Raw genomic sequence first — 25,568 nt, 5'->3', positions numbered from 1 at the left:
GGAGGCAGTAGTATGTGGGGCTATTTACAGGGAAAACAAGTCGCCTTAAAGCGAAATCGAGTTGATTTATATCATTTTGGTTATATGATTCGTTCTAAATCAGCTCGAAAGTTAGGAACAACTACAGCTCAACAAATTAAAGATATAACAGATGAAATTCGTGCGTTTTTAGTTAAAGAACATCGTGATATCTTAAGTGAATCTTTTATGAATAAGGAAAAAAAAGCAGCTGTAGAGCAAATCATCAAAAGTTTCTTATTAAGTAATCAAGTCGTCATTTCAGAGGTACCTTCTGAACAGTTACTGAACATGGTGTGTGACGATATTGTGGGATTTGGAATTATTCAACCTCTGATTGATGATAAAGATGTAACAGATATTTATATCAATGGCATAAAAGAGATTATATACGAAAAAATTGGTGAGGGAGAATGCAAATACAAGTATCGATATGAAGCTGAAGAAGATGTAAAAGCCTTAGCTTATAAGATGGTAAACAGTACGTCAGAATCACTTAATACAGCAAAGCCATCTGTCGACTGCGTGTTCCCTTATATTCGTATCAATATCGCCTTAGATGAGATTGCTGGACTTGGTACAACAATTACTATTCGTAAGAATGCAGATCATCTTCGTGCCTCAGAAGAACGTATGTTATCTACAAATCAAGCATCGAAAGAGATGTTGGACTTTTTGGCAGCAGCTGTGAAAGCCAAAATGAATATTTTAATTGCTGGAGCAACAGGAACAGGGAAAACGGAGTTTATGAAGTACCTCGCTTCTCATATACCAAAGAATGAACGTACTCTTGTAGTGGAAGATAATCCTGAACTCTATTTACATCGCATATTTCCAGAGCATCATTTTGTTCCGATGCAATGTAGAGCATCCGAAGTTGAAGAAAATGCAATTGATTTTGATAGATTGTTAACGAATGCTTTACGTCAAGGACTAAAGAGATTACTTGTAGGGGAATCAAGGGGGGGAGAAGCCCTGAAAATGATTAACTTCTTCCAAACGGGACACTCGGGTTCTACCTCTGTCCATGCAAGAAGTGCAAAAGAAGCAGTAAGACGTTTAATGCTTATGTGTCTACAAAGTGGTGCGAATATTGGTGCTCAATATTTATATGAATTAATTTCACAGACATTTGATGTGATTGTCTTTTTCGAAAAGAAAGATGATGGGAATCGTTATATTACAGAGATGATTGAATTATTGGATTATCAAGGTGATATACAATTTAATCAACTTTCTCAGTTTATTCCGACATACGAGGAACATGATGAAATGAATGAAAGAGTAGGAAAGATTCATGGCCAGCATAAAATTACAGCAAGAATGTCAGCCGAAATGGAGAGGAAATTCCGTTCTTCTTCTGTAAACCCGGCTCTTTATGCACCATTCCTTTCACAACAGGAGGTGCAGTATGCATAGTTTGTTCGCCTATGGATGTATATTATTAATCTTTATTAGTGTAGTATTACTTGTTTTACTTTTTGCAAAATCTAAAGGTTCTGCACTTTCCCAATTTGTACAAGAAAATGAGAAAGAAGAAAGACGCTTGGAATTAAGGAATATTAAAGGCATACGAATGTATCTGCCACAATCTGTTATCCAAGAAGCCCAAAAGTACGAGTGGAAATTGACGAAAAGCATGTACTGGGTATATACGATTCTTTCGGGAATGAGTATAGCAGCAATATTCTACTTCTCCTTTGGAAGAGATCCTTTTACACTGATTTCTGCTTTATGTGGATTTTTAGTTCCGAGATTTCTTCTCTATCGAAGAAAAAAACGTTACTACTTGGTTGTCATTGACCGTCTTTCTATTTATATGAAGGCAGTAGCGAATGCACTTCAAATTAGTAATAACGCTAAACGCGTGTTAGTACAAGTAAAGCCAATGATGCATGAGAGTATTCAAGAAGAAATAGAAAAAGTTTCTCTTTTATTAGAAGGTGGAACTACAATGCACCGTGCATTTAAAGGATTCAATGAAACTTTTAATTTTAGAGAATTGGTTTTCTTCCATGAAATGTTGGAAGTGTGTAGCCGAGAAGGCGGGGCGAATTCAGTACAAGTCTTATTAGATATTGCAGAAGATTTCGAAAAACAAAAGCTATATCTAGCAAGATTACGTTCTAGTTTGTCGCAAGCGCAACGTGCGTTTGTACAGAACTGCTTAATCGTGATTGCCATGCCGATTGTGATTATGTTGATGTCAAAAGAAGCATATGGATTTTTAGCAGGTTCTATGATGGGGAAAATTGCATTAGCGGTAAATATGTTCATTGTATTTTTCTTAGCAACCCGTGTAGAAAAGATTGCAAATTATAATCCAACAGAAAGAGGGGAATAAAGTGGCTACGATTTTAGCTTTAGTGGTATTCGTTGTCATGTACTGGGTATTCTCTACCTTTCTACAAAGTAAAAAAGACAGCGGTAGCCTACTTACAAACTATGTAGAAAATGCAAAACGAATTGAAAAAAAGAATTTAAATCAAATGATGCTTGCTCCCTTCCAGTCGTTATCACATAAGTATCTGACAGAAGAAAAGAAAGAGCAGATCCAAAAAAAATTAGAAGAAGCTGGTTTGGATACGAAACCAGAAGAATATTTGAAAATGAAGGTTGCCTATCCTATCATTTTCACCTCTGTTTTCTTGATATGTACGGTGTTTCATGATTACTACTTATTTAAAGTGGGCGTATTGATTTCACCGCTGCTTTATTTCTATCCTGATTATCTATTAAAGAGAAGAATCAAGCAGGCGATAGAAGCAAGGAAGTTCGAATTACCGGAGTATTTAATTCCTATGCTGCAGTTGTTAAAAACACATACAACATTAGAAGCAGTAAAAAAGGCACAGATATATGCTGGGAGACATCTTCGACCGTATGTATCTACACTTACAGCGGAATTAGAAATGTATGCGGGTTCGGATCAACCATTTAGAAACTTTGCAGCAGCCTTAAATAGTCCAGAAGTAAATACCTTTACTATTGCATTGCAACAAGCACAGAAAACGGACAAGGTACAGAGTCTTCGTATTATGGATGCACAGATTAAAATGATGCGTGAGCTAAAACATGAGAACTATAACCGTCTCATTCAAAATAAGCCAATGGAAATGAATAAATTTAACGTTGCTGTAATTGGATGTATTGTAATTTATCCAATGGTTATTGTTATTCAATCCTTAATGCAAGGATTTGCAAGTATATAAGAAGTTAATATCCCAAATTGAATAAGCAGAGGAGCAATACACATGTTAACAAAAATGAAGAATTGGTTGAAAAATGAGGATTCACAATTATCGTCAGAAAACGGTATGTTAATCGCTTTGGCGGTAATTATCGTATTAGTAATTGGCCCGTTTGTATGGAAAGCAATTCAAGGTGGTTATGATACGATCCTGGCACGATTCACAAAAGCATCAAGCAATGCAGATGTGAATTCTTGGAACAAATAATAGAAGTTTTAAATCAAGGATGTTTATTACGTATAGCTCAAATAAATGGATAAGGGAGATTCAATCATGTTAGGAAAAGTGAAGAATTGGTTAAAAAACGAAGATTCACAGTTATCATCAGAAAACGGTATGTTGATTGCTTTGGCGGTAATTATCGTATTAGTAATTGGCCCGTTTGTATGGAAAGCGATTCAAGGTGGTTATGATACGATCTTGGCACGATTCACAAAAGCATCAAGTAATGCAGACGTGAATTCTTGGAATAAGTAATAAAAGATTTAATTAGGTAAGTTCTTATTTTAGTAGATTCTTAAAATTTATATATAAAGGAGAAAAAATACAATGTTAACAAAAATGAAAAGTTGGTTAAAAAATGAAGACTCACAATTATCATCAGAAAACGGTATGTTAATCGCGTTAGCGGTAATTATTGTATTAGTAATCGGCCCGTTCGTTTGGAAAGCAATCCAAGGTGGGTATGATACAATTCTAGCTCGATTCACAAAAGCATCAAGCAATGCCGATGTAGATTCTTGGAACAAAAAATAAGTTTTGAATTGAAAATAAGAGGGGGCTTGTTTCATATAGCTCCCTCCTTTTAAAACATAAGGAGGTACTATGATGAGATTCAGTAGAGTAATGATTCCCCCATTAGCAACATTAGCCCTTGGCATGTCACTAATGGGTACACCTGCAAGTGCAGCAACAACAGCTGAGACAAAACTAAATCAAAGTATAACAGGTGGCGAACATAATATTGCCGTTACACCGGTTAGTAACTTTAACGCGGTAACACTAAGTGGAGAAACGCAAGTGACAAATGCAAATCCTGGTGTCCTAACAGTGACAGATGCAACCGGTTCAGGGGATGGCTGGAGAATCAATGTAAAAGCAGATCAATTTAAAGTAAGTGGAGATTCAAAGTCGAATCGGACACTTCCAAAGGGTTCCTTAGTTTTGAATAGTGGTGGTGCTGCTATAACGAAAGTAGGAGGGACAAGTTCACCAAATCCGGCGTTTAAAACGACTAATTTTATTATAGATACAGATAATCAAGTTACGATTTTAAATGCGAAAAAAGATGAGGGTATGGGTAAATATAATGTTAGTTTCAATGATAAGTCTCTAGCTTTAACGTTAAATCCACATAGTACGTATGTTGAGAATAAGGCTGGTGCTACCTCATATGAGTCAAAACTGACATATTCTATTGTAACAGGGCCTTAAAAGAAACTTATTATATAGAAGGGAATCACGTATGTATGATTCTCTTCTGTACATAGAAAGAAGGGGCAGAATGAAAAGCTATGTATATAAAATTTTAATTAGTACTTTGGTTGTGATTATATTCATTTTAAGTATAAGCTTAAAACCTTTTAAAGTTGTTTATGCAGAAGAAAAACAAGATAGTTTACCGTTTGATGTAAGCATTCATGTCCCGGATAATCAACTAGGTGATATAAAAAACTATTTTAATTTACAGGTGAAAAAGAAACAGAATCAAACAGTAAAAATGGATGTACATAATAAAAACAATACTCCAATCAAAGTCAATGTAAAAGTTGCCAATGCTCTAACCTCTGCAAACGGAGGTATTATGTATGTGCCAAATCGTGAAGTATCACAAAGTATATTAACAGATACAGATTTCTATATGGATCAGTATGTACAAACTCCTGACGCTGTTACCTTAGAAGGGAATCAAACGAAAACTATAGAGGTACATTTAACGACACCAAATAATGATGGAGTATTTTTGGGCGGATTATTATTTGAGTTAGCAAACGATACAAAAGCACAGAATCTTGAAAAGGACGGATTGAACTTCTCTGTACATAATCGTATTGAATATGCGGTAGCGATACAATTGAATAGTGAAAAGACTGAAAATTCAGTTAACAAATTATCTCTTAAATTAAATGGAACAACTGTTGAATCGTATCCAACACAACCGCAAGTCCATGCACTTATTCAAAATACAAATGCAAATATTGTAAGGGATGTATCAGTTTACTATGAAGTTTTATCCAAGGATAACGTTTTATTTCATGGTAATATTCCAGCATTCAACGTAGCGCCAAAATCCAAGGTAGGTTTAGCAATCCCGTGGAAAGCGAAAGAATACAAGGATGGAAAGTATACACTAAAAGTCACGATAAAAGAGAATGGTATACCAAAAACATATACAGAACAGATACGCATAACTGCTTCTAATGTGACAGAGTATGCGGAACAAACAGGTGCAGTAAAAGTGTTGCCCGGGTATTCTAATCAAATATATATAATAGCGGCTGGTGTTTTTATGTTAATCGTTTCAATGTTTGTATTTGTATGGTGGAGAAAGAAACATGCAAATCGGAAGGAGGAAAATAAGGCATCTTAGATAGCATAAAAAGAGAATGGGGGAAGAAACAGTGAAATGGGGGAAGGTTCTTACTTCAATCATACTTTTAAGTGTATCGTGCTTATTTATTGATTCAAAAGATAATTCTATATTAGCTGATCAAATAGTAAAACAGCAAAATGGTATTCCAACACTCACTGCAAACGGAAAAGAAAATGAAGTAAAGCTAGAGTGGGCGATTGATATCTTAGAGCAGGACGTATTATGGAAAATTGATTTTAATAACCCAAAAGACGTTAATTTGATGAGTGGTTGGGGAGAATTTTACGGAAACGGAAATCAAAGTTTACAGTCTGAAGTCTTTTATCCAAATGGTACAGATACCAGTGGATATAAAGTATTTGATACAAAGCTAGGGGGGAATCGAGTTTTATATCCTTACACTGTAAGGACAAACTCTATAGCTGTTTTTAAGAGATTAAACGTGCCCAATAATGCTTATATTTCGGCAACCTTTAAGGCAAAGTCACAAGGATTGGGAAGAATTAGTTTTTATGGTGATGGAAGTTGGGAAACAGGAAGAGAATTTGATTATTATGAAGCTAACGTTTTAAAAGATGTGCCTAGCGGTTCTAAAGAAATAGAGATTAATAATATATCTCTATTTCCAGAAAGAGAAGCAGGTACGAACATTCCAAGGGACAGAAAACATATAACTTCAGATATAAACAAAGATGTGTATCAAGATTCCCCTATGGTGGATAAAGTAATTCCATATCAAGATGGTTCAGGAAAAGGGAAATTAATTTTGAATAGTCCAGTTGTTAATTCAATTAAACAAGGGGAGCGCCTAAAAGCAAGAAGATGGGCAGCACCTATCGAATTGCCAAATAATCGAACCATTACGAAGAATGATACCAATAAAGATATAAATGGATGGTCTACGTTTAGTATGAATACTCAAGTTGCAAATAATCCGTTTTATATTACCGATCAACGAGGTGTAACTTTTTATATGCTTGCGTATTCAGAAGGGATTACCTATGTAGATGAGTTAAAAGTGGGGTATGCATCGGAAGCAGAAGTATACAGGGGGAATCAGCAAATATATAAAGGAAGACTCTCTGACTATGTAGATAAAGAAGCAAAGGATCAGGTAGTGCCAACAACACCAGAAAGCTTCCAAATTGAAAATAGAGAACTCAAAGAAACTAAAGTAATGTTTGCCCCTGCGAAAGATGATGGGAGTACCTATCATTATAAAATTCGTGGAGTTGGTAGGAATGGCGTTTCGGACTTTTCTAAGGAAGTTCCTGCAACTGTAACAAGTGGCGTAAAGGGATATGAATATGTAGTAAATGATAAATCAGATACATCACTTGATAAAGTAAGTGGTGTTCAGTTTACAAATCAGACTAGCATTCATTTTCCAACTGATTATGCGAAAGCACAATATGTACATATCCGAACGGTAGATAAAGCTGGGAATAAAAGTGCGACAAAGCATATTTCTACCACACAAAAAGGGCAGGTAGAAATGCTCACTGCGCCTAAAAGTGTAGAGTTTACGCCTATTCAACTAAATGGAGAAAAGCAAAATTCATTTGGTACATTAGGGAAACTCATGATACATGATAGTCGAAATCAAGCGGATGGATGGAGATTGAATATGACTATTTCTCCATTTACAGAGTCGAACATAGCAAGACAATTGCCAAAGGGTTCTCTATCCTTAAAAAATCAGGTAAATGTAACAAAAGTAAAAGGTCCAGAGACAGGGAAACCTATCGTACAGATTCCAAATACGCCTATTGATAATGGGGCAGCACACACTATTATCCGGGCTTCGAAAGATGTAGCAATTGGAGAATATCAAGTCGATTTTGGACCAAATGGATTGCAGCTGCACTTAGATCCAGGGACAACTTATGTAGGGAAGAATAGGCAAGCCACTTATACTTCTACAGTCACTTGGTCTTTAGTGAGTGGACCGTAATAATCCATCAAAATAGGGAAAAATAAGGAGAAATAATTATGAGTATGTATGTAATAGGAATACTAATAGGATATATGATCCTAAATGTATTCACTGATTTGAAATATAGAAAAACGAAAAATATATGGCATTTGCTATTCTTAATTGTAGGTATAGGAATCACGTATTTTGCTGGAATAAGAACAGGGAAAGAGATTTTAATTGTACTAGCCATGGCCTTAGCGTGTGGTTTGTTGTTAGAGACATTTAAATTTTCTTCACCTGGTGATACAAAAATGCTTGTGGTGGTAGCTATATATGTTAGTAATTTAGTAGAAGAATCAGCTATCCTTACCGCTATTACATTAACAGCTTTCCATTTACTATTCTTTTGGATTGCTAGTGTGTATCGATTAATTAAAATTTTAGGGTTTGTAGGAGCGATTAAGGACCAATTTGAGCATGCTGCTTCTATATTTGGGGCAAAACTACCAAAGAAAGAAATACAGCTGATACAGAGCTTTCCGGGGGCTTGTTCAATTTTATTAGGGGCAATTGTGTATATTGCTTTCACTATGTATCAAAACGGAGGTATGTTGGTTTGAACAGTAGAATCATTCATCAAAGAGAAACGTATATTTATTTCACGATATTCGCACTAGTAGGGGTACTTATTACAAATATGTTTATAAATATGGTGTTTATACTAGCGTATCCGCTACTTATCGGGTTAATTGTACAGGTTATTCTGCTTCAGAAGATAAAAAAACCGTTCTATCGGAGCGGAAAAGAATTAACGGAACAGTTAAAACTAAAAAATATATTCCTAGTAGAATCAAATATTTTAGGCGATGAAGAAGGAACTGTCTATGAGGTGCATCAAATGCCTTTTACATTCTCGAATGGACTAATTAATAAAGAGAAGAGTTATAAGGTAGTAAAACAAGATTATGAAAGAAAAGTAAAAGAAGATTTAACGAAAATTGCAAAATGGCAAGTTACAACAAAAGCTAGACTTGTTACGACAACCCATTTTCGTTTATATACAATTTGGAAGAACAATAGTACAGGCTATCAATTAAAAAAAATAGAGGATTGTGTTGATCCGTATGCTAAGATGAACCTTATTCAATGGATGGTCGCTTCATTCTGTACGACTGGTCGTATTAAGTACGATAAGAAACCAAAAGAGTGGGCAAGCTATGAATGGATTACTTTAAGGTAAATAAAGAAGACAGAACGTAAAACTTCTGTCTTTTATTATTTTCTAAAAAAAAGACCTCCATGTAAAATGGAGATCTTTTTAAAATGACGATGAGATATGACTCAATATCTCGTGTAGGATACTTTAATTATACATAATTTCAAGAAAATGAAAAATAATAAGCTCAATGATACTATAAAATATTTGAAATACTAAATTGTTGAAAAGTGGTATGGTGGATTGAATATATAAAAGCATTCTTACTTATGCTTAGTAAGAATGCTTTTATGATTTATGTAATTATTCTTCTTGGTGGTGACATTTTGATTGGTGAATTAATTTTAAGGTCATTAGGTGCATTAGGTACAAATTCATCACAAAAATAATTATGATAGTTTGCTATCCATGAATATTTTTTAAGTAATTTATGATTATTTGCATAGGTATCTAATGCACTTGCAATATTATCGCGATGCGTCTCTAAATGAAGTGTGACATCATCACTGTGCCATTCTAATAAGATATATAAGTAATTTAAAAACCATTCTCCATCCATATCCTCAAGTAATACAGAATTAAAGGGATTATCAGGTCGAGGGTCATAAGGTATATATTCATGCACTTTTTGTTTACATTTTTCACTTAGAATAATTCTAGGATAAACAGCTACTTGAGATTCTAGATCATATGCCGTAATCAATTCAGGGCCGAATACGGTTTCTTCATCCATAAAATGGTCACCAACACTTACTCCACCTCGAATAAAGAAGCCATCAAGTGTTAACAAGAATTGATATTCTGCTAGGTAAAGGAAAGTGGTTCCTAATTCTCCCTCTCCATCTCCATAAATAGGCCATCCAATTACTACGTTGTCAGTAAAAACTTTAACTTTTGCTAACGACATTTGATTGGTAATAGCATGCCGAGCTTTGTTTAATGATGTATGTATCTGATTTAAAAATAAATCCCCTTCACCATTGTTAATCGCTCTCATACCCAGTTGAGAAAATCCTAATACATCGATAAAAGATACAACTGAAGGAATTAATCTAGGATTATTTGAATCATACTTTATTGGCAAAATATTCTACCTCCTTTATATATTGGTATTATACCGCTAAATACTATAAATATATAACGACACTTGATAATACTTAATAAATTTATTAATATATAACTATATTTATTGTTTAATTGATTCCGTTTATTCCCACACCTTATTGTGTTGTGGTTGAGTTGTAGAAGCAAGTTGCGTCTTGTTTCATTTATGAAAGGGCTTCTTTGAGCCGATTAGTGTATATATAGCTTATTTTGCTATGCACATTATTAATCGACTTGAAGAAGCCCTTTTTGTGTTGTTTTCAAGTCTGTTTGATTGTTAGAACCCATTATTACACTGGGCAAAAATTATTATTTAGGGGGATTTATTTATGAATATCAGTTATGAAGTATCTTTATTTTGTTCTGCGCATCCAGATGAACTTATTCCAAGTTTACGTGCATTACGAATGAGAGTTACAAAAGAAGGAGCATTTTGGGAACGAGATTGCTATCAGTTTTCCATTAAACCATCAAACTTGTCACAGCGAGCAGCAAAACAAGCAGGGGAAATCTATTTGTATCATGTTCATTTTAATGGATGTGTACGGGATTTCCTTTTTTTATTGGAAAGATGTTTTAGAGGGACAAGTTTTCGCTTTACTGCTATCCGTGGTTTTTTAGATGTAGAAGGTTATTCACTTAAGAAATGGAAACCAATTCTACGTAACCACCATATAAACTCTGCAGATGTAGATTGTATTTTCAAGAAAGATGATCTTGTAATGATTGTGCATCAGCATGGAGGTTTAGAGGTGGTTAAGCGTGCGGAAAAAGGCGAACAATTAAAAAAAGTAAACTTTCTGGAGGTAGATAGCTGGTTACAAGCACTAAATCCGACAAAAGAGGACCTATTCTCTTTAACAGGTGTGAGTGTATCGTAATGAGTAATTTACATAACTATATGGAAGTGTACAGACAGAGGGAATGACAGAAATCCGTAGTGCAAAATGACTATGAATTTCTGTCTTTTATTTTATTCGGGAGGATTTTAGTATGAATTTATTTGAACTTTTTGGTTTAGAAGTAGGAGAAGACATAATGGTACAAGATGTGAGAACAGATAAACAAGTTCGCAATCGATACAGTTATGATGTAGGTGAGAAATTAGTGGGAGCAAAGAAAGAGATACGTGCTTTAAAAGAATCATTTTTGGTATCATTTTCTTTAGAAATTTTAGCTGAAATTGAAAAAGAATCTCCAGTAGAGGCGCTAAATGCATTGGATCGAAACACATTAATTCCATTCTCTTTTGAACATGAAAAAGAAAATGATATCCCGCCACGTGTTGCAAAGTTAAAACAGTTGCTAGTGGGCAGAATTAATAAGAAGCCAATTGTAGATACACCGACTGCAAGGAAACTATATGTTCAGGCATGTAGAAGAATATGGCATGATTTACAGTCGGTACATACCTCAGAACAATGGGTAGATCTTGTTGTCTCTTATGGTATGGAAATGAGCAATGGTTGGTCTGCATTTAGAAAAAATAAGAATTTAAAATTCACATTTAAAAGAATGGTAGAGGAATATTTTGATGAGTTTGTTGATGCGGATGGTATGGAATTATTAATATTAGGTAAGAAATTCATATCACTTTGCACAAATTCAAAAAGTATTAATTCTACGTATCTTCGTGTATCACATGAACTAACATGGAATGATTTACTTACGAAAAAGGTTACGACTCGTAAGAAATCCGCAGCCGCTTGGAGTAGGAAACTGCCAGATACTTTGCAAAGAAAAGGACCAGGAGTAGAAATTGCTACCAAACCTGAAGACGTAGTGGCTATGTTTGGGTTGAAGGGGATGCAATTTGGTCATTATTGCACCGAACAATATGCAAAAGAACATATCGGGCATGTATCCGAAGCATTGCATGATTTAGCTCGTATATTAGGGATTTCACCTGAGTATATAGGGTTAGGAGGACGCTTAGGACTTGCGATTGGTGCGAGAGGAAGCGGCAATGCATTAGCACATTATGAACCTTCTACCAAAGTCATTAATTTAACTCGTGATAATGGAGTCGGGGCATTGTGTCATGAATGGGGACATGCATTGGATCATTTCTTATATGATTGTAGTCATGATTTTCAAAATGGTAGTCTTGCTTTCTTATCAAGCGGGAAGAGTATTGGGAATATCTTGCCTGCTATTATCAAGGAAAAGATGCAAGCTGTGTTAGATGCTTGTAAACAAGGAAAAGTGGCCAGAGTAATCAACGTGGAAAATGCCTACAGTAGAAAGTGGTATTTCTATGGTGGTGTTATCGATAGTTATGATGTGTTTAAAGGAAATCTTTCAAATATTTTAGAATCACATCATGCTAGTTTGTGTAGGAAGCTTGATACTTTATCAGGAGCAACAAAGACGCGTATGGAGCGTAAAATTGAAAAAGAATTTGAGAAAACCGCACAAATGTTAGCTGCATATCATTATAAAAAAACAGGCGAAAAACTTAGTGAAATACCCTATCAAGTGAAAGGGTCCATATATTTTGATACAGCCATTAAGTTAGATAAGAAGAGAACTAAAAAGTATTGGTCTACAAATCATGAGATGTTTGCTAGAGCATTTGAAGCATATGTAGAATCAGCTTTGCTAGATCAAGAACATAGAAACGATTATTTAGTATGTGATACATATTCTTTTGTATATCCGTTAGGAGAACAAAGAGAACATCTAAATAGAAGTATAAAGAGTTTAATGGAAGTAGCTATTCCATATATAATAAATAGTATACAAGGAGTGGGAAATGATGAATTATAACATACAAAAAGGACAATTTCGTTTAACAACTGCACATCCAAGAGGAAGTTGGTGGGAATTTTATCGTGTTCCATGCCCAATCTGTAATGCTATTGGAAACTGTATGCTGCATGTTTCACAAGAGAAAGTAGCATGTACCCGTGTGGAAAGTAAGTGGGTATACGGTAAAAATTCAAGTAATCCAAGTTATATCCATTATCTAAATGGTAAGAAGCAATACCAATTACCAGAGGTAGATGTAGTAAAGGGGCATAGTAAGCGAAGTAAGGAAGAATTAGATGTATTTAATCGTAATTTAATCGGATTTTTGCCGTTAGAGGAGAAGCATCATATACATTTACTGCAAGATAGAAAAATGACTGAAGAAGAAGTACAGGTACGTCAATATCGTTCGTTTTTAAAGCAACAAATTGTGTTGGAAGATGATAATACGTACACAACTATTTGGGAAAAGTTATTTAAACAAATTGGCAAAAAAGATTGTTGGAAGGGAATACCTGGATTTTATGAAATGAAGAAAGGACAAACTTCTCTTCGTTTAATGGCAGGTTTTCCAGGAATTATGATTCCATTCCGAAACCAATATAATCAAATTGTTGGTTGGCAAGTACGTGTAGATGAAGTAAAGAACTCTGTTCATGTGAAATCTGGACCTACAGGTATACAAGCCGAACTAGTCCAACAGCCTAATGTAGTGAAAATAACGAAAAACGAGGATTGTATCTATGAAGGAAAACTAGAAATAGGGAAAAATAAAGAATTATTAATCGACGGGGAAAAGGTTGTTGTAAAGATACATAAAGGTCAAAAATACTTATGGATCTCTTCAGCAAACAAAAATGAAGGAACCGGTGCGGGAGGTAGTGAAAATCCACTCCCTGTACATGTAGCGGTACCAAGCTCACATTTGAAACATTGGAAGTCTGGTACGCTGCACAAAACAAAATCAGTAATGATTACGGAAGGGCCGATGAAGGCGGATTTAATTGCCGATTTACTTCCTCAAAGACTAAATAAAGAAGAAATAGCTAAAGTAGGGACAACAGTTCTTGCGATTCCAGGTGTAAATGCATGGAGAATCGTTATGCCAGTATTAAAAGATATGGGCGTAGAAAATGTATACTTAGCATTCGATGCTGACTTAGTAGAGAATGAAAAAGTAAGAGCCGCCTTAATTGCTTTTGCGACAGAGTTAAAGAAAGAGGGCTATAACGTAATTATTGCAGCATGGAACCCAGCACAAGGGAAAGGTCTGGATGATGCGATGCAAGCTTCTTTCAAACCAGTTTTTCGCACAATATAAAAAAACGTTGTGTGTAATTACAACAAAGTCGTGGATTATACAAGAAAGTTGTTTATTCTACAACAAAGTTATACATGATACATGAAAGATGTAGACTTAAAATATTATTAGATTATATGAGGAAAAGCATGACAATTGTACGTCATGCTTTTTTTTATAGGTCAAAAAAGGAATTTTAGGAGGTTTTAAAGAATTAATAATGGTTAGGATTCTGTATTGACAAAATTATTGTTTTTATTGAGGTATATATTAAATAGAAATTTGAAGAATTATACTAATTATTAATTTAAGAAGTCGGTTTTACATACATGCATATATATATCTAACTTTTTAGTTAAGACATAATAAAGGGAGCTATAGTAATGCCAAAAAAATTTATAATTTCTAAACAAAGCGACATGGCTGGATTTTCATCTTTTAAGTGCTCATTTTGTGGAGAAGAATTTAAATTAAGAGCCGATGAAGTACAAGAAGATGATGTTATGGAGTTATTTTGTCCTAGTTGTGGTATTCCTTGTCCAGTTTCTACATACTACACTGAGGATATTAAGGAAAATGCTATGATATTAGCAGAGAATGAAATGGCAAAAGCGGTAAATGATCTATTTAAAGGATTAGAAAAGTCTTTGAAAAGAAGTAAGGGCATGAAATTTAAAGCTGGGAAACTTATGACAACAAAACAACCAAGAGTATTATATGAAAAAGATGATTTAGATGAAGTGATGTTTTTATGTTGTGATAGAAAAGCTAAATTAACTATATTAACTAAAGCAGGTCATTCTCCATTTTGTCCATACTGTGGGGTGAATTAGTTGGAAGCTTCAGTTCTTATTCCTATTAAAAAATTTAAAATTCTCTCTAAAAATTTTAGGAGAGTCTCTGGAGATTTGTTGAATTCAAGTGATATACATGAGACCATGAGATTGGCTAAAAAGTTTGTTACATATATTGAAAGTGAACCTATTATTTATGACTTTATACGTAAATGTCATACACAAGACTATAATTTAGAGGAAATGATAGGACTAAAGACATATGGTTCAAAGTATGATATTCCTATTGATAATAATGAAGAAATCAGCTTTATTTATCAACTTTTAAAATATGCAACAGTGCACTTAAATGATTATCATGAATTAACATTTGGATATGCTTTCTATAAAGGAGCAAAATTTTCAGATCAAGTACGAGAATTTAATTATCAAGTTGTAAGACTTTTAGTAAATCATATTACAGATTATTTAGAGGAGATGGCAATTGAATTGGGAATTGATGAAAAACCGAATGCAAAAGTATTAATTCAAGGTAATGTAGGACAATTTAATTATGCAGAACAAGGGAATATTGAAGCTAATCAAATAAATAACCAAGATGAGGGGAAGGAGCTTAAAAAAATAGCTCAAGAACTAATGGAACTCCTAAGAGGGGCATCTATGGAAAATAAAGATGTTCAAGAAGATGCTATAGATTTTGTTGGAGAGGTAGTACAAAATATCGAGGAAGGTCATGAACCGAAGCCGTCTCTTCTTAGAAGAACAACAAATGCTTTGACGGAAATTAATTCAACGGTGGAAGGGGGATCTCAACTTGCTATTAAGATTGGTCAATTTGTAAATCTAGTGAGCAGTTGGATTTCTTAAAAAGTCAGTGGTTTACGTTAATATTAAAAAGACATTTACGGATGATATTAGTAAATGTCTTTTTAATTAATAATTACTTTTGCAACTAATAAATCAATTTTTTTTGATTTATTAGTTGCAAAAGTAATGAAAGGCATATATATTATAAATATCAAAAAAAATTGATGAAAGGAAATTACCATGAAAGAAATAAAATTATACAATCAATCAACTCCTCAATCCTTTGAAAAATATGAAAAAAAGTTCAAAGCATTGGCAGATCAAAAAAGGTTACACATCTTGTATGAATTGTGCCAACGTGGAGAAACTTGTGTATGCGATTTAACGGGTGTTCTTGAATTACCACAATCAAAACTTTCGTATCATTTAAAACTTTTACTTGATGCAAATCTTATTACAAAAGAAACAAAAGGGACATGGAGTTACTATAACATTAATAAAGAAGAAGTAGATGCACTATTATCTGAGCAATTATGCTGTATATTTCGTCCTATGTCATAATTTTGGTTGGGGCGAAATAGCATTTTAATATATTATTAATCAATTTTTTTTGATCAATACAGCTTTTTATAAATGATTAAACTCGAATAATCATTCTGGTATTTAAATCAACTTTTTTTGATTTAAATAATTAAATTTATATTTTACACTTACAAATTTAAAGAAAATTAGGAGGTTTTTTTATGAAACCTATTCAACTTTCATTCAAAGTACAAGATTGTTGTGGAACAGACAATCAAACATTACAAAGCAATATCGATATGCAAGGATTAAAACAGTTACCAGTTGCCATTATTGGGGGAGGTCCTGTAGGTTTAGCTGCAGCTGCACATTTAGCAAAACATGGTGAATCATTTATCTTATTAGAAGCTGGGGCAAATATAGGTTCAAACATCCTTACATGGGGCCATGTGCGGTTATTCTCACCTTGGCAATATAACATAGATAAAGCAGCTCTAGCTCTTCTTGAACAACATGGCTGGGAATCACCAGACATAAAAGCATTACCAACAGGAAGAGAAATTGTAGAACAATACTTACAACCGCTTGCGAATCTTCCGGAAATTAAACCATTTATCCATTTGAATACTAAAGTACTATCTATAGGTAAGAAGGATACAGATAAAATGAAAACAACGAATCGTGAAAAAATGCCATTTATGATCTATACAGAAAAAGAAGGTGTACTTCAAGTTTATGAAGCTAGAGCGATATTAGATGCTTCCGGTACGTGGGGAAATCCAAATCCGGCAAATTCTAATGGTATCTGGTTGAAAGAAGAGCAATCCCTTAACGAGCATATTTTTTATGGTATTCCAGATATATTAGGAAACGAACAAAAGCGATATGCCAATAAGCATGTAGCTGTCGTTGGAAGTGGTCATTCTGCAATCAATGCTTTATTGGAGTTGGCAAAATTAAAGGAGTCCTATCCAGGGACTAAGATTGTATGGATTATGAGAAAGCAACGTGTGGAAGAAGCATACGGGGGAGAGGAAAAAGATGCTCTTGAAGCGCGCGGAACCTTAGGTAGCCACATTCATCAATTGGTTGATGAAGGAATCGTGGAAGTAATGACACCATATAAAATTCAATACGTAGTTAGTACAAAAAATGGAATGGACATTGTAGGTCATCAAGATGAGAAAGAAATAAAAATTACTGATATCCAAGAGATGATTGTAAATACAGGGAATCGTCCTAATTTATCTATGATAAGTGAAATACGTACTTCTATTGATACTGCTACTGAAAGTGTAGGGGCTTTAGCACCACTAATCGATCCTAACCTTCATAGTTGTGGCACTGTTCGCCCCCATGGTGAAAAAGAGCTTCGACACCCAGAGAAAGGTTTCTATATTGTAGGTTCAAAAAGTTATGGAAGAGCGCCTACTTTCCTTATGGCGACAGGATATGAACAAGTTAGATCTATAGTTGCTTACCTTACTGGTGATTATGAGGCAGCTGAAAAAGTAGAACTTGATTTGCCAGAGACTGGTGTTTGTAGTGTGAATGTAAAGCCTAATAAAGTAGATGATTCATGTTGTGGTACAGAATCTTGTTGTTAAGGAGACTGACTGTAAGGAGTAGTAATTTATATTACGCCTCCTTACAGAAGAATTAAGTTTGAAAGGAGAACACAATGAAATGGTTATTAATCATGCGGGTAATTTAAAGAAAGACTATTTTGTATCCTATATAAGATTAATAATGAATGCCCACCAATGTAATGTTGAAAATGCAAAGGATTATGTTTTTCAAAGTATGTTCAGACTCGAAAAAAACAGTTTAGGAAAGAAAACTTATCAGAGTTTCCTTGAAGCGTATCGAGAATTAAAAGAATCTAATTAAATAAGTAAATCAAAGGTGGGATAATGATGAAAGAAATATTAGATTCCATTGTAATTGGAGGAGGGCAAGCTGGTCTTGCGTCTGGTTATCACCTTCAAAAAAAAGGATTACAGTTTTTAATATTAGAAGCGAGTGAGCGAACAGCTGGGTCTTGGCCTTACTATTATGAAAGTCTGAAATTGTTTTCTCCCGCACGTTTTTCATCGTTACCTGGAATGCAATTCCCAGGGCATCCTGATGATTATCCCACGAGGAACGAAGTGATTGATTACTTGCAAAATTATGTGGACAATTTTCAGCTACCAGTTATGTTAAATCAGCGAGTAGAATCTATAGAAAAAGAAGATGGAATATTTAAAGTTCAAACAGTCTCTGGAAAGACATTTTTGACTAGAACTATTATAAATGCAACTGGTTCTTTCCACAGTCCGTTTAATCCGATAATAAAGGATCAAGAGGAATTCAAGGGGAATATTATACATTCCGCTATGTATCGGAGTCCGAATCAGTATATTAATCAAAGAGTAGTGGTGGTGGGGCGGAGAAATTCAGCTGTCCAAATTGCACTTGAACTGGCCGATGTAAGTAAAGTATCTTTAGCTGTACGAAAGCCTGTTCAACTCATGAAACAAAAAGTGTGGGGGAAGGATTTACATTTTTGGCTTAAGGTATTAGGTGTAGATACCTTTCCGTTTTGGCGATTTGGAAAAACAGCACCGAGTTCAGGAGGAGTCATCGATTTAGGTGATTACAAGGAACGATTAGCTAGGGGGAATCCAGATCAAAGGTCTATGTTTACATCTTTTTACACTGATGGTGTAGTTTGGCCTGATGGGAAGAAGGAGCCAATCGATACGGTCATTTTTGCAACGGGCTATCACCCTAATCTCTCTTACTTCAATGCTATTGGAGCACTGGACTCAGAAGGAAGACCTTTACAAATAGCTGGTGTAAGTACAGAGGTCCAAGGGGTGTATTATGTTGGCTTGGAAGGTCAACGTTCGTTTTCTTCTGCGACATTAAGGGGAGTTGGATCGGATGCTAAATTTGTTGTGAGAAAGCTAATAAGCTATTTGAAAAATGAATATTTTAGATAATGATATTAACCCTATGACTTGGTGGGGATTTGGTTACGTCCTTAAATTGCACAACTTAAGTCAAAAATCAAAAGTAATGTAAAGGTAAGGGAGATTAGGGGGAAATAAGTATGGAGATTAGAAAAGCAACTGAACAAGATGTACAAGAAATTACGACTATTTATAATGAGGGTATCGAAGATCGTATTGCAACTTTAGAGACAGAAATAAGAACAGATAAATATGTAATGGAATGGCTATTTCAACGAGAAAAAAGATATTCAGTAATTGTCATGGAAGAAAATTCTCATATCGTTGGCTGGGCTTCCATTAATCCATACAGTCATCGATGCGCCTATCGTGGAGTAGGAGAATTATCTATATACATAAAAAGAGAATATAGAGGAAAAGGTTTGGGACAGAATTTACTTTTAGCACTAGAAAAAAATGGACAACAAAATGAATTCTATAAATTTGTTTTATTCACTTTTTCTTTTAATAATCTTGGCCAAGGGTTATATCGTAAAATGGGCTATCGAGAAGTAGGGGTATTTGAAAAACAGGGAATCATGGACGGCGAGCATGTCGATGTTATGATTATGGAAAAATTATTAGGCTAATATTGTAATGATTTCAAATCCAAAAGCAAAAACCAGTGATTGGTGGCATCACTGGTTTTTGCTTTTTATTAATCTAGTACCTTAATAGTTTGGAACCTGACGTATTGGAATACATAAAATAAGGTATAAATATTATGAATGTTTTTCTTTTTAAACTTCCATAATGATTGGAAGAAGCATTGGCCGACGTCCGGTTTTGGAATATAAGAATGGACTTAATACTTCTACAAGTGTTTGTTTTATTTGTGCCCAATTTATGATCCCTTCATTTAGTAAATTACATATACAATCTTCTACAATATCTTCTATTTTCTTCATGAGTTCTTCTGATCCACGCATATATACAAAGCCTCTTGTAACAATCGCCGGCTGAGATACTAATCGCTTTTGTTTACAATCTAAATTTAGGCTTATAATAATGATTCCTTCTTCAGATAAAATTCTACGGTCACGTAAAACAATGTTTCCAATATCACCTATACCACTCCCGTCAACATACACAGCCTGAGAAGATATGGTTTTACTACTAATTCTAGCCTCTCCTTTGGAGATTTCTAATACTTGCCCATTATCCATAACAAAACAATTTTCTAAAGGGACACCACATTCTACAGCTAATTCTACATGCTTTTTTAACATACGATATTCTCCGTGAATAGGCATGAAATATTTCGGCTTTAAAAGGGAGAGCATCAATTTTTGTTCTTCTTGTGCTCCATGACCAGATGTATGAATATCACTTATTTTATGATGAATTACATTTGCACCTACTCGATATAGTTGATTAATCGTTCTGTTAACACTTAACACATTCCCTGGAATCGGGGAGGAAGAAAGAACAACTGTATCTCCAGGAATAATTTGAATTTGTCGGTGATTATTATATGCAATTCTTGATAAAGCTGCCATTGGTTCCCCTTGACTTCCCGTACATATAATAGTTACTTGGTGACTTGGAATATGATTGATTTCATGTACGCCAACGAATATGTCCTTTGGAGCTTGGATGTATCCTAAGTCTCTTCCGATTTGAATTGTTTTTTCCATACTTCTTCCTACAACTACAACTTTACGATTATACAAAATAGAAGCCTCTACAACCTGTTGCAATCTGTGAACGTTAGATGCAAAAGTGGCAAATAAGATACGTCCCTGAGCCTCTGAAAAGATTTCCTTTACAGACTGCCCAACCTTTTTTTCTGACATTGAAAAGCCAGGAACTTCACTATTTGTACTGTCGGATAGTAAACACAATACACCTTCTTTTCCGATTTCAGCAATTTTGTGTAGGTTCGCCTCAGTACCAGCGGGTGTAAAATCGAATTTGAAATCACCAGTATGTACAACATTTCCATTTGGAGTGGTGACTACTATACCAAATGCGTCAGGAATACTATGTGTTGTTCGGTAAAAACGTACTTTCGTGTGTTGAAATTTAACTTCTGTTTCATCCAATATATTTCTTATTTCAACATGGCGGATATTATGTTCTTCAAATTTACTTTTAATTAATGCTGCAGCTAGCTTCCCAGCATATATCGGTACTTGTATGCATTTAAATAGAAAGGGAACCCCGCCAATATGATCTTCATGTCCGTGTGTGATGAATAATCCTTTTATTTTATCTTTATTTCTTTCTAGATACGTATAATCGGGTATAACATAATCAATACCTAATAGTTCAGAGTCAGGAAATTTAAATCCGGCATCTACAATGATGATTTCATCTTCATACTCAATGACATACATATTCTTTCCAATTTCTCCAAGGCCACCTAAAGCAAAAATCTTTGTTTTTCCACTTTGTAGTGTTTTCATGTGCCAACTCCTTACATATTAAAATATTTCAAGTTTCCTTTATTATAAAAATTCCTGATTTTGAATAAGAATTTTCAAAATCAGGAATCATACAAAAAATATATTATTTTACAATCAGTACTGGACATTGAACCCTTTTAGCTACTTTATGGCTCACACTTCCTAGTACCATTTCTTGCAACGCATTGAGTCCACGACTACCAAGTACCACTAATTCAAAATGACCTTTATTCGCATGCTCTACAATGGTTAGCCCTGGTTCACCATGTAATATTTTAACTTCATAAGAAATACGATTTTCTTTTAATTTTTCTTCAATAGGTAAAAGTCTCTTACGACGGGATAACTCTAATTCTTCTTTCCCTTGTGCGTGAATAACTTCATTCTTTGCTTTTGCATAATCAACTACAAATACAATCTCAACTGTACATTCGTTAGCTAAGGATGCAATTTTTATTGCTTCTTGTGTAGCACGTAAGGAATGTTCAGAACCATCTACAGCCAATAGGATTTTTTTATACATAATTTTCACTCCTAATCATGAATTAATGTGAAGAAGCTTTTCTATTTGGGTTATTATATACAGCTAATTTTTCTACGAGTTTCTTACTAGAAGAATTTAAGTTTGTAATGGTAACAATATTTTGATTTTCTTGGTACTTAATAACAACTTTGTCGATAGCTCCAACTGCCGAATCATCCCAAACATGCGTGTTTGAGAAATCAATGACAATGCTTCTATTTTTAACATTAAAATCAAATGATTCTACGAATCCTTCTACAGATGCAAAGAACAATTGACCATCTACATCAAATATCATATTTGAACCATCTTGTCGTTTTGTAACTTTTATCTTTGAAATTTTAGCAACAAAGAATATAGCACTTAGTAATACACCAGCAATTACACCTTTAGATAAATCATGCGTTGCAACTACGATAATAACTGTCACTAACATAACTGCTGCATCACTTCTTGGCGCTTTTACTAAATATGAGAACGAAGACCAATCAAATGTACCAATGGAAACCATAATCATAATACCTACTAGAACAGGCATTGGAATTTGTACAACTAAATCTCCTAATACAATGATGAGAAACATTAAAAATAGTCCTGCGATTAGAGTAGACAGTCTACCACGTCCGCCTGATTTTACGTTGATTACAGATTGCCCAATCATTGCACAACCTGCCATACCACCAAAGAAACCCGTAACAATATTAGCGATTCCTTGACCTCGGGACTCTTGATTTTTATTACTTTCTGTTCCAGTCATGTCATCTACAATAGACGCTGTTAGTAAAGATTCCAATAGTCCAACAATCGCTAAAGCAATGGAATATGGAAAAATAATGCTTAATGTTTCAAATGTGAATGGAACGTCTGGAATAAAGAACGATGGTAATGATTTTGTAATCGCTCCTAAATCACCGACAGTTCGTAAGTCCAAATGCATATAAATCGCAATCGCTGTTAATAATACAATCGCTATTAATGGAGCTGGAATTGATTTAATAAATCGCGGTACAATATAGACAATTGCTAATGTAATTGCAACAAATACATATGTCAGATTGGAAATACCAATAAAATGTGGTACTTGAGCCATAAAAATTAAAATTGCTAAAGCATTAACAAACCCAATCATGACAGCACGTGGGATAAATTTCATTAATCGTGCTACTTTACATACACCAAAAATAATTTGTATAACACCTGTTAAAATTGTTGCGGCTAATAAATAATTTAGCCCGTGCTCTTTTACTAAAGGAACCATAAGTAATGCCATTGCACCTGTTGCCGCTGAAATCATTCCAGGACGACCACCTACAAAGGCAATAATAACTGCAATACAAAAGGATGCATATAATCCCACCATCGGATCTACACCTGCAATAATTGAAAATGCAATTGCCTCTGGAATTAATGCTAGTGCAACAACAATCCCCGCAAGGATATCCGCTCTAACATTTGAAAACCATTCTGTTTTTAATTTTTCTACCACTGTTTTATACACCTCATATCATTTATTTTTTGGCTTTTAAGTCTCATAAAAGCCGTGTTCACATTACGATAAAAACAGTCTAACACTTATCGTCCCAAAAAGGAACCTTTTTGATACTTATTTTACTCGTCCAAGTTATGGTATGATAAAAGAAACGTCTTAACTGTTAGGAGAGCATGTATGTTAATCGGATATATGAGACCGTATCAAGATGATCTGAAATGCGAAGAACAACTAAAAAAATTAGAAAAAGTAAATTGTACAACAATCGTTTCAGAGGAACATTCATCAGCCAAAAAAAGAACACAACTTAAAAGTATGATAAGTAACCTGAACCCAGGTGATAAAATAGTCGTTACAAAACTTTTTACATTAGCTGATTCAACACGCCATCTAGTGGAGTTAATAGAAAACATTGATAGGAAAGGTGCTTATTTTCAATCTCTTACTGAGGGAATTGATACAAGCAATACAGCTGGATATCCATTCGGCTATATTGTAAATCATCTTGTTAATTTTCAAAGTGACGTGATAAGTGAAAAAACAAAAAAAGGTTTATATGAAGCAAAACAAAAAGGAATCACTCCTGGACGACCCAGAAAACCTGACAAAAATGTAAAACGTGCGATAGTCATGTATCAAAGTGGAGAGTATAGTCTCGTTCAAATAAAAGATGAAACAGGGATTAGCAAATCCACGCTATACAGGTATCTAGAAAATTAAATAGTAATTATACTTGGCATAGAACCTAATTTAACCTACAAAAATTGTGTAGAAAAGTAGTTACTCACTAATAAAAAACAAACGATTCTTTCTCTAAAGAATCGTTTGTTTTTTTATTTTATATAAATCATGTTAAAAATTTCATCATGTTGGTTTAAATGTTTATATTGAAAATTTTAAGTTCTAGAAGTATCATATACATATTCAAACATTTGAAGATGTATATGATACTTTTGGGGTTATAATTAAAAATAAATACTAGAGGTGTTTTAATGGGAACCGAAATGCAACAATTTAAAGCTGATTTTTTTAAAGCCTTATCACATCCTTTGCGAATAGGTATTCTAGAACTATTGTCAGAGGGTGAAAGAAGTGTAAATGAAATTCAAACCATCCTTAACAAGGAAGGTTCAGCTGTTTCTCAACAATTAAGTGTACTACGTTCAAAAAACATTGTTGTTGGTACTAAAGATGGAAAACGAGTTTTATATTCTCTACGAGACCCTATGATTGTGGATTTACTGGTAGTTGCACGAAAAATTTTTAACAACCATTTAATCGATACGATTTCAATGTTAGAAGAACTAGATGAAACAGAACTTGAAACGATAGGTAAGGAGGGTTAGGTTGAGCATTGAAGTTAAGAAAGAAGATATCATTCAACATGGAATGGACATATTTCGCTCAATAGGAGCTCATCACGTTTGTAATGTTTGTATTAAAAGTGGAAATTCTTGTTGTTTTTCATGTCAACATTTACAGGATGGAGTTGGATGTCAAAAAAGAAATACTGCTTGTACAGCTTGGTTATGCGGGATTCAGAGCTTTTTATTTGACCAAATAGGGTTATTGGATGAATGGAATCGTTTCTGGATTGAAATTCCAGGACAAATGTTTCGTAGAGATATTACTCCAGATAAGGTAAGAATTACCTCGTTTATAGATACGAAGAAGCTAGATAGTCGAGCCGGAGAGCTTCTAGCGGAAAGATTGAAATTCTACGTACAACAAGGTGGAGATATCAGCAAACTAGAGCGTCATTTAAGCAAAACATATAACCAATATTAGGATGATGCTCTCTTTTAAATAAGGAAAAAGTGTAAGAGTATAAGAAATGAATTTGCAATTCAAATTCAATAAAAGATAATATTCTTTCGG

Annotated in this window: 28 protein-coding genes; 24 read left to right on the top strand and 4 right to left on the bottom strand. The window is 34.2% G+C overall.

Going from position 1 to position 25,568, the window contains the following annotated elements; all coding sequences use genetic code 11:
- The first annotated feature begins 12 nt into the window (after positions 1-12).
- The 11 genes from KVT31_RS26025 (at position 13) to KVT31_RS25975 (ending at position 9,020) form a co-directional block, all read left to right on the top strand.
- Positions 13-1,437, top strand: coding sequence for a TadA family conjugal transfer-associated ATPase (locus tag KVT31_RS26025; protein WP_000264623.1), 1,425 nt, complete (start codon positions 13-15; stop codon positions 1,435-1,437).
- A complete protein-coding gene (locus KVT31_RS26020; RefSeq protein ID WP_001996222.1) occupies positions 1,430-2,362 on the top strand; it encodes a hypothetical protein in 933 nt (310 codons plus the stop codon). The genes KVT31_RS26025 and KVT31_RS26020 overlap by 8 nt, the downstream gene beginning before the upstream one ends.
- Position 2,363: 1 nt before the next feature.
- Complete coding sequence (locus KVT31_RS26015; protein ID WP_000201162.1) at positions 2,364-3,230, top strand: hypothetical protein; 867 nt, start codon at positions 2,364-2,366, stop codon at positions 3,228-3,230.
- A gap of 42 nt (positions 3,231-3,272) precedes the next feature.
- Positions 3,273-3,476: a hypothetical protein gene (locus tag KVT31_RS26010; protein ID WP_000956353.1), complete on the top strand. Its 204-nt coding sequence runs from the start codon at positions 3,273-3,275 to the stop codon at positions 3,474-3,476.
- Positions 3,477-3,521: 45 nt separating this feature from the next.
- Positions 3,522-3,746 carry a hypothetical protein gene (locus KVT31_RS26005; protein WP_002029145.1) on the top strand — a complete coding sequence of 75 codons (225 nt, stop codon included), beginning with the start codon at positions 3,522-3,524 and terminating at the stop codon, positions 3,744-3,746.
- 72 nt (positions 3,747-3,818) lie between these two features.
- Positions 3,819-4,025 (top strand): hypothetical protein, encoded by a 207-nt coding sequence (locus KVT31_RS26000; protein WP_002069495.1) that lies wholly within the window; start codon positions 3,819-3,821, stop codon positions 4,023-4,025.
- A 72-nt stretch (positions 4,026-4,097) separates the two neighbouring features.
- Positions 4,098-4,703, top strand: a complete 606-nt coding sequence (locus KVT31_RS25995; RefSeq protein WP_046199591.1) for a WxL domain-containing protein — start codon at positions 4,098-4,100, stop codon at positions 4,701-4,703.
- A gap of 70 nt (positions 4,704-4,773) precedes the next feature.
- Positions 4,774-5,859, top strand: a complete 1,086-nt coding sequence (locus KVT31_RS25990; protein ID WP_046199590.1) for a DUF916 domain-containing protein — start codon at positions 4,774-4,776, stop codon at positions 5,857-5,859.
- Between the two features lie 31 nt (positions 5,860-5,890).
- Complete coding sequence (locus KVT31_RS25985) at positions 5,891-7,816, top strand: WxL domain-containing protein (RefSeq protein ID WP_171287449.1); 1,926 nt, start codon at positions 5,891-5,893, stop codon at positions 7,814-7,816.
- Positions 7,817-7,854: 38 nt separating this feature from the next.
- Positions 7,855-8,400, top strand: coding sequence for a hypothetical protein (locus KVT31_RS25980; protein ID WP_046199588.1), 546 nt, complete (start codon positions 7,855-7,857; stop codon positions 8,398-8,400).
- Positions 8,397-9,020, top strand: a complete 624-nt coding sequence (locus KVT31_RS25975) for a hypothetical protein (protein ID WP_046199587.1) — start codon at positions 8,397-8,399, stop codon at positions 9,018-9,020. Before KVT31_RS25980 ends, KVT31_RS25975 begins: the two co-directional genes overlap by 4 nt.
- 271 nt (positions 9,021-9,291) lie before the next feature.
- Here KVT31_RS25975 and KVT31_RS25970 read toward each other — a convergent pair whose 3' ends face one another.
- Positions 9,292-10,080, bottom strand: coding sequence for a hypothetical protein (locus KVT31_RS25970; RefSeq protein WP_046199586.1), 789 nt, complete (start codon positions 10,078-10,080; stop codon positions 9,292-9,294).
- A gap of 349 nt (positions 10,081-10,429) precedes the next feature.
- Between KVT31_RS25970 and KVT31_RS25965 the strand changes: the two genes are divergently transcribed.
- The 10 genes from KVT31_RS25965 (at position 10,430) to KVT31_RS25920 (ending at position 19,860) form a co-directional block, all read left to right on the top strand.
- Positions 10,430-10,981, top strand: a complete 552-nt coding sequence (locus KVT31_RS25965; protein WP_016112206.1) for a hypothetical protein — start codon at positions 10,430-10,432, stop codon at positions 10,979-10,981.
- A gap of 112 nt (positions 10,982-11,093) precedes the next feature.
- Positions 11,094-12,869: an LPD1 domain-containing protein gene (locus KVT31_RS25960; protein WP_046199585.1), complete on the top strand. Its 1,776-nt coding sequence runs from the start codon at positions 11,094-11,096 to the stop codon at positions 12,867-12,869.
- Positions 12,859-14,172, top strand: coding sequence for a DUF3854 domain-containing protein (locus KVT31_RS25955; protein ID WP_046199584.1), 1,314 nt, complete (start codon positions 12,859-12,861; stop codon positions 14,170-14,172). The genes KVT31_RS25960 and KVT31_RS25955 overlap by 11 nt, the downstream gene beginning before the upstream one ends.
- 362 nt (positions 14,173-14,534) lie before the next feature.
- Complete coding sequence (locus tag KVT31_RS25950) at positions 14,535-14,984, top strand: hypothetical protein (RefSeq protein ID WP_001124741.1); 450 nt, start codon at positions 14,535-14,537, stop codon at positions 14,982-14,984.
- Between the two features lie 105 nt (positions 14,985-15,089).
- Positions 15,090-15,812 carry a hypothetical protein gene (locus KVT31_RS25945; RefSeq protein WP_002019908.1) on the top strand — a complete coding sequence of 241 codons (723 nt, stop codon included), beginning with the start codon at positions 15,090-15,092 and terminating at the stop codon, positions 15,810-15,812.
- A 180-nt stretch (positions 15,813-15,992) separates the two neighbouring features.
- Complete coding sequence (locus KVT31_RS25940; RefSeq protein WP_000658768.1) at positions 15,993-16,313, top strand: ArsR/SmtB family transcription factor; 321 nt, start codon at positions 15,993-15,995, stop codon at positions 16,311-16,313.
- Positions 16,314-16,495: 182 nt separating this feature from the next.
- Positions 16,496-17,881 carry an FAD-dependent oxidoreductase gene (locus KVT31_RS25935; protein ID WP_000802654.1) on the top strand — a complete coding sequence of 462 codons (1,386 nt, stop codon included), beginning with the start codon at positions 16,496-16,498 and terminating at the stop codon, positions 17,879-17,881.
- Between the two features lie 79 nt (positions 17,882-17,960).
- Entirely contained in the window at positions 17,961-18,164 is a 204-nt protein-coding gene (locus KVT31_RS25930; protein WP_000236376.1) for a hypothetical protein, read from the top strand.
- Positions 18,165-18,190: 26 nt separating this feature from the next.
- Positions 18,191-19,261 carry a flavin-containing monooxygenase gene (locus tag KVT31_RS25925; RefSeq protein ID WP_000658827.1) on the top strand — a complete coding sequence of 357 codons (1,071 nt, stop codon included), beginning with the start codon at positions 18,191-18,193 and terminating at the stop codon, positions 19,259-19,261.
- Positions 19,262-19,371: 110 nt separating this feature from the next.
- A complete protein-coding gene (locus KVT31_RS25920) occupies positions 19,372-19,860 on the top strand; it encodes an arsinothricin resistance N-acetyltransferase ArsN1 family A (protein WP_000405749.1) in 489 nt (162 codons plus the stop codon).
- Positions 19,861-20,010: 150 nt separating this feature from the next.
- On the opposite strand, the gene rnjA is transcribed toward KVT31_RS25920, so the two are convergent.
- The 3 genes from rnjA to KVT31_RS25905 all read right to left on the bottom strand — a co-directional run bounded on the left by rnjA (position 20,011) and on the right by KVT31_RS25905 (position 23,687).
- A complete protein-coding gene (rnjA, locus tag KVT31_RS25915; RefSeq protein ID WP_000854867.1) occupies positions 20,011-21,678 on the bottom strand; it encodes a ribonuclease J1 in 1,668 nt (555 codons plus the stop codon).
- 103 nt (positions 21,679-21,781) lie between these two features.
- A complete protein-coding gene (locus KVT31_RS25910; protein ID WP_000277007.1) occupies positions 21,782-22,201 on the bottom strand; it encodes a universal stress protein in 420 nt (139 codons plus the stop codon).
- A gap of 22 nt (positions 22,202-22,223) precedes the next feature.
- Positions 22,224-23,687 carry a SulP family inorganic anion transporter gene (locus tag KVT31_RS25905; RefSeq protein WP_000229539.1) on the bottom strand — a complete coding sequence of 488 codons (1,464 nt, stop codon included), beginning with the start codon at positions 23,685-23,687 and terminating at the stop codon, positions 22,224-22,226.
- 180 nt (positions 23,688-23,867) lie between these two features.
- Between KVT31_RS25905 and KVT31_RS25900 the strand changes: the two genes are divergently transcribed.
- The 3 genes from KVT31_RS25900 (at position 23,868) to KVT31_RS25890 (ending at position 25,478) form a co-directional block, all read left to right on the top strand.
- Positions 23,868-24,410 carry a recombinase family protein gene (locus tag KVT31_RS25900; RefSeq protein WP_000904931.1) on the top strand — a complete coding sequence of 181 codons (543 nt, stop codon included), beginning with the start codon at positions 23,868-23,870 and terminating at the stop codon, positions 24,408-24,410.
- A gap of 272 nt (positions 24,411-24,682) precedes the next feature.
- Positions 24,683-25,036, top strand: coding sequence for an ArsR/SmtB family transcription factor (locus KVT31_RS25895; protein WP_000536398.1), 354 nt, complete (start codon positions 24,683-24,685; stop codon positions 25,034-25,036).
- 1 nt (position 25,037) lies between these two features.
- Positions 25,038-25,478 carry a hypothetical protein gene (locus KVT31_RS25890; protein WP_000021465.1) on the top strand — a complete coding sequence of 147 codons (441 nt, stop codon included), beginning with the start codon at positions 25,038-25,040 and terminating at the stop codon, positions 25,476-25,478.
- Positions 25,479-25,568 lie beyond the last annotated feature (90 nt).

Source organism: Bacillus sp. GbtcB14 (assembly GCF_019091205.1).
In the GTDB taxonomy this organism is placed as follows: domain Bacteria; phylum Bacillota; class Bacilli; order Bacillales; family Bacillaceae_G; genus Bacillus_A; species Bacillus_A cereus_AG.
The sequence above is the reverse complement of the archived record's forward strand: the minus strand, read 5'-3'. Positions and strand labels throughout refer to the sequence as shown.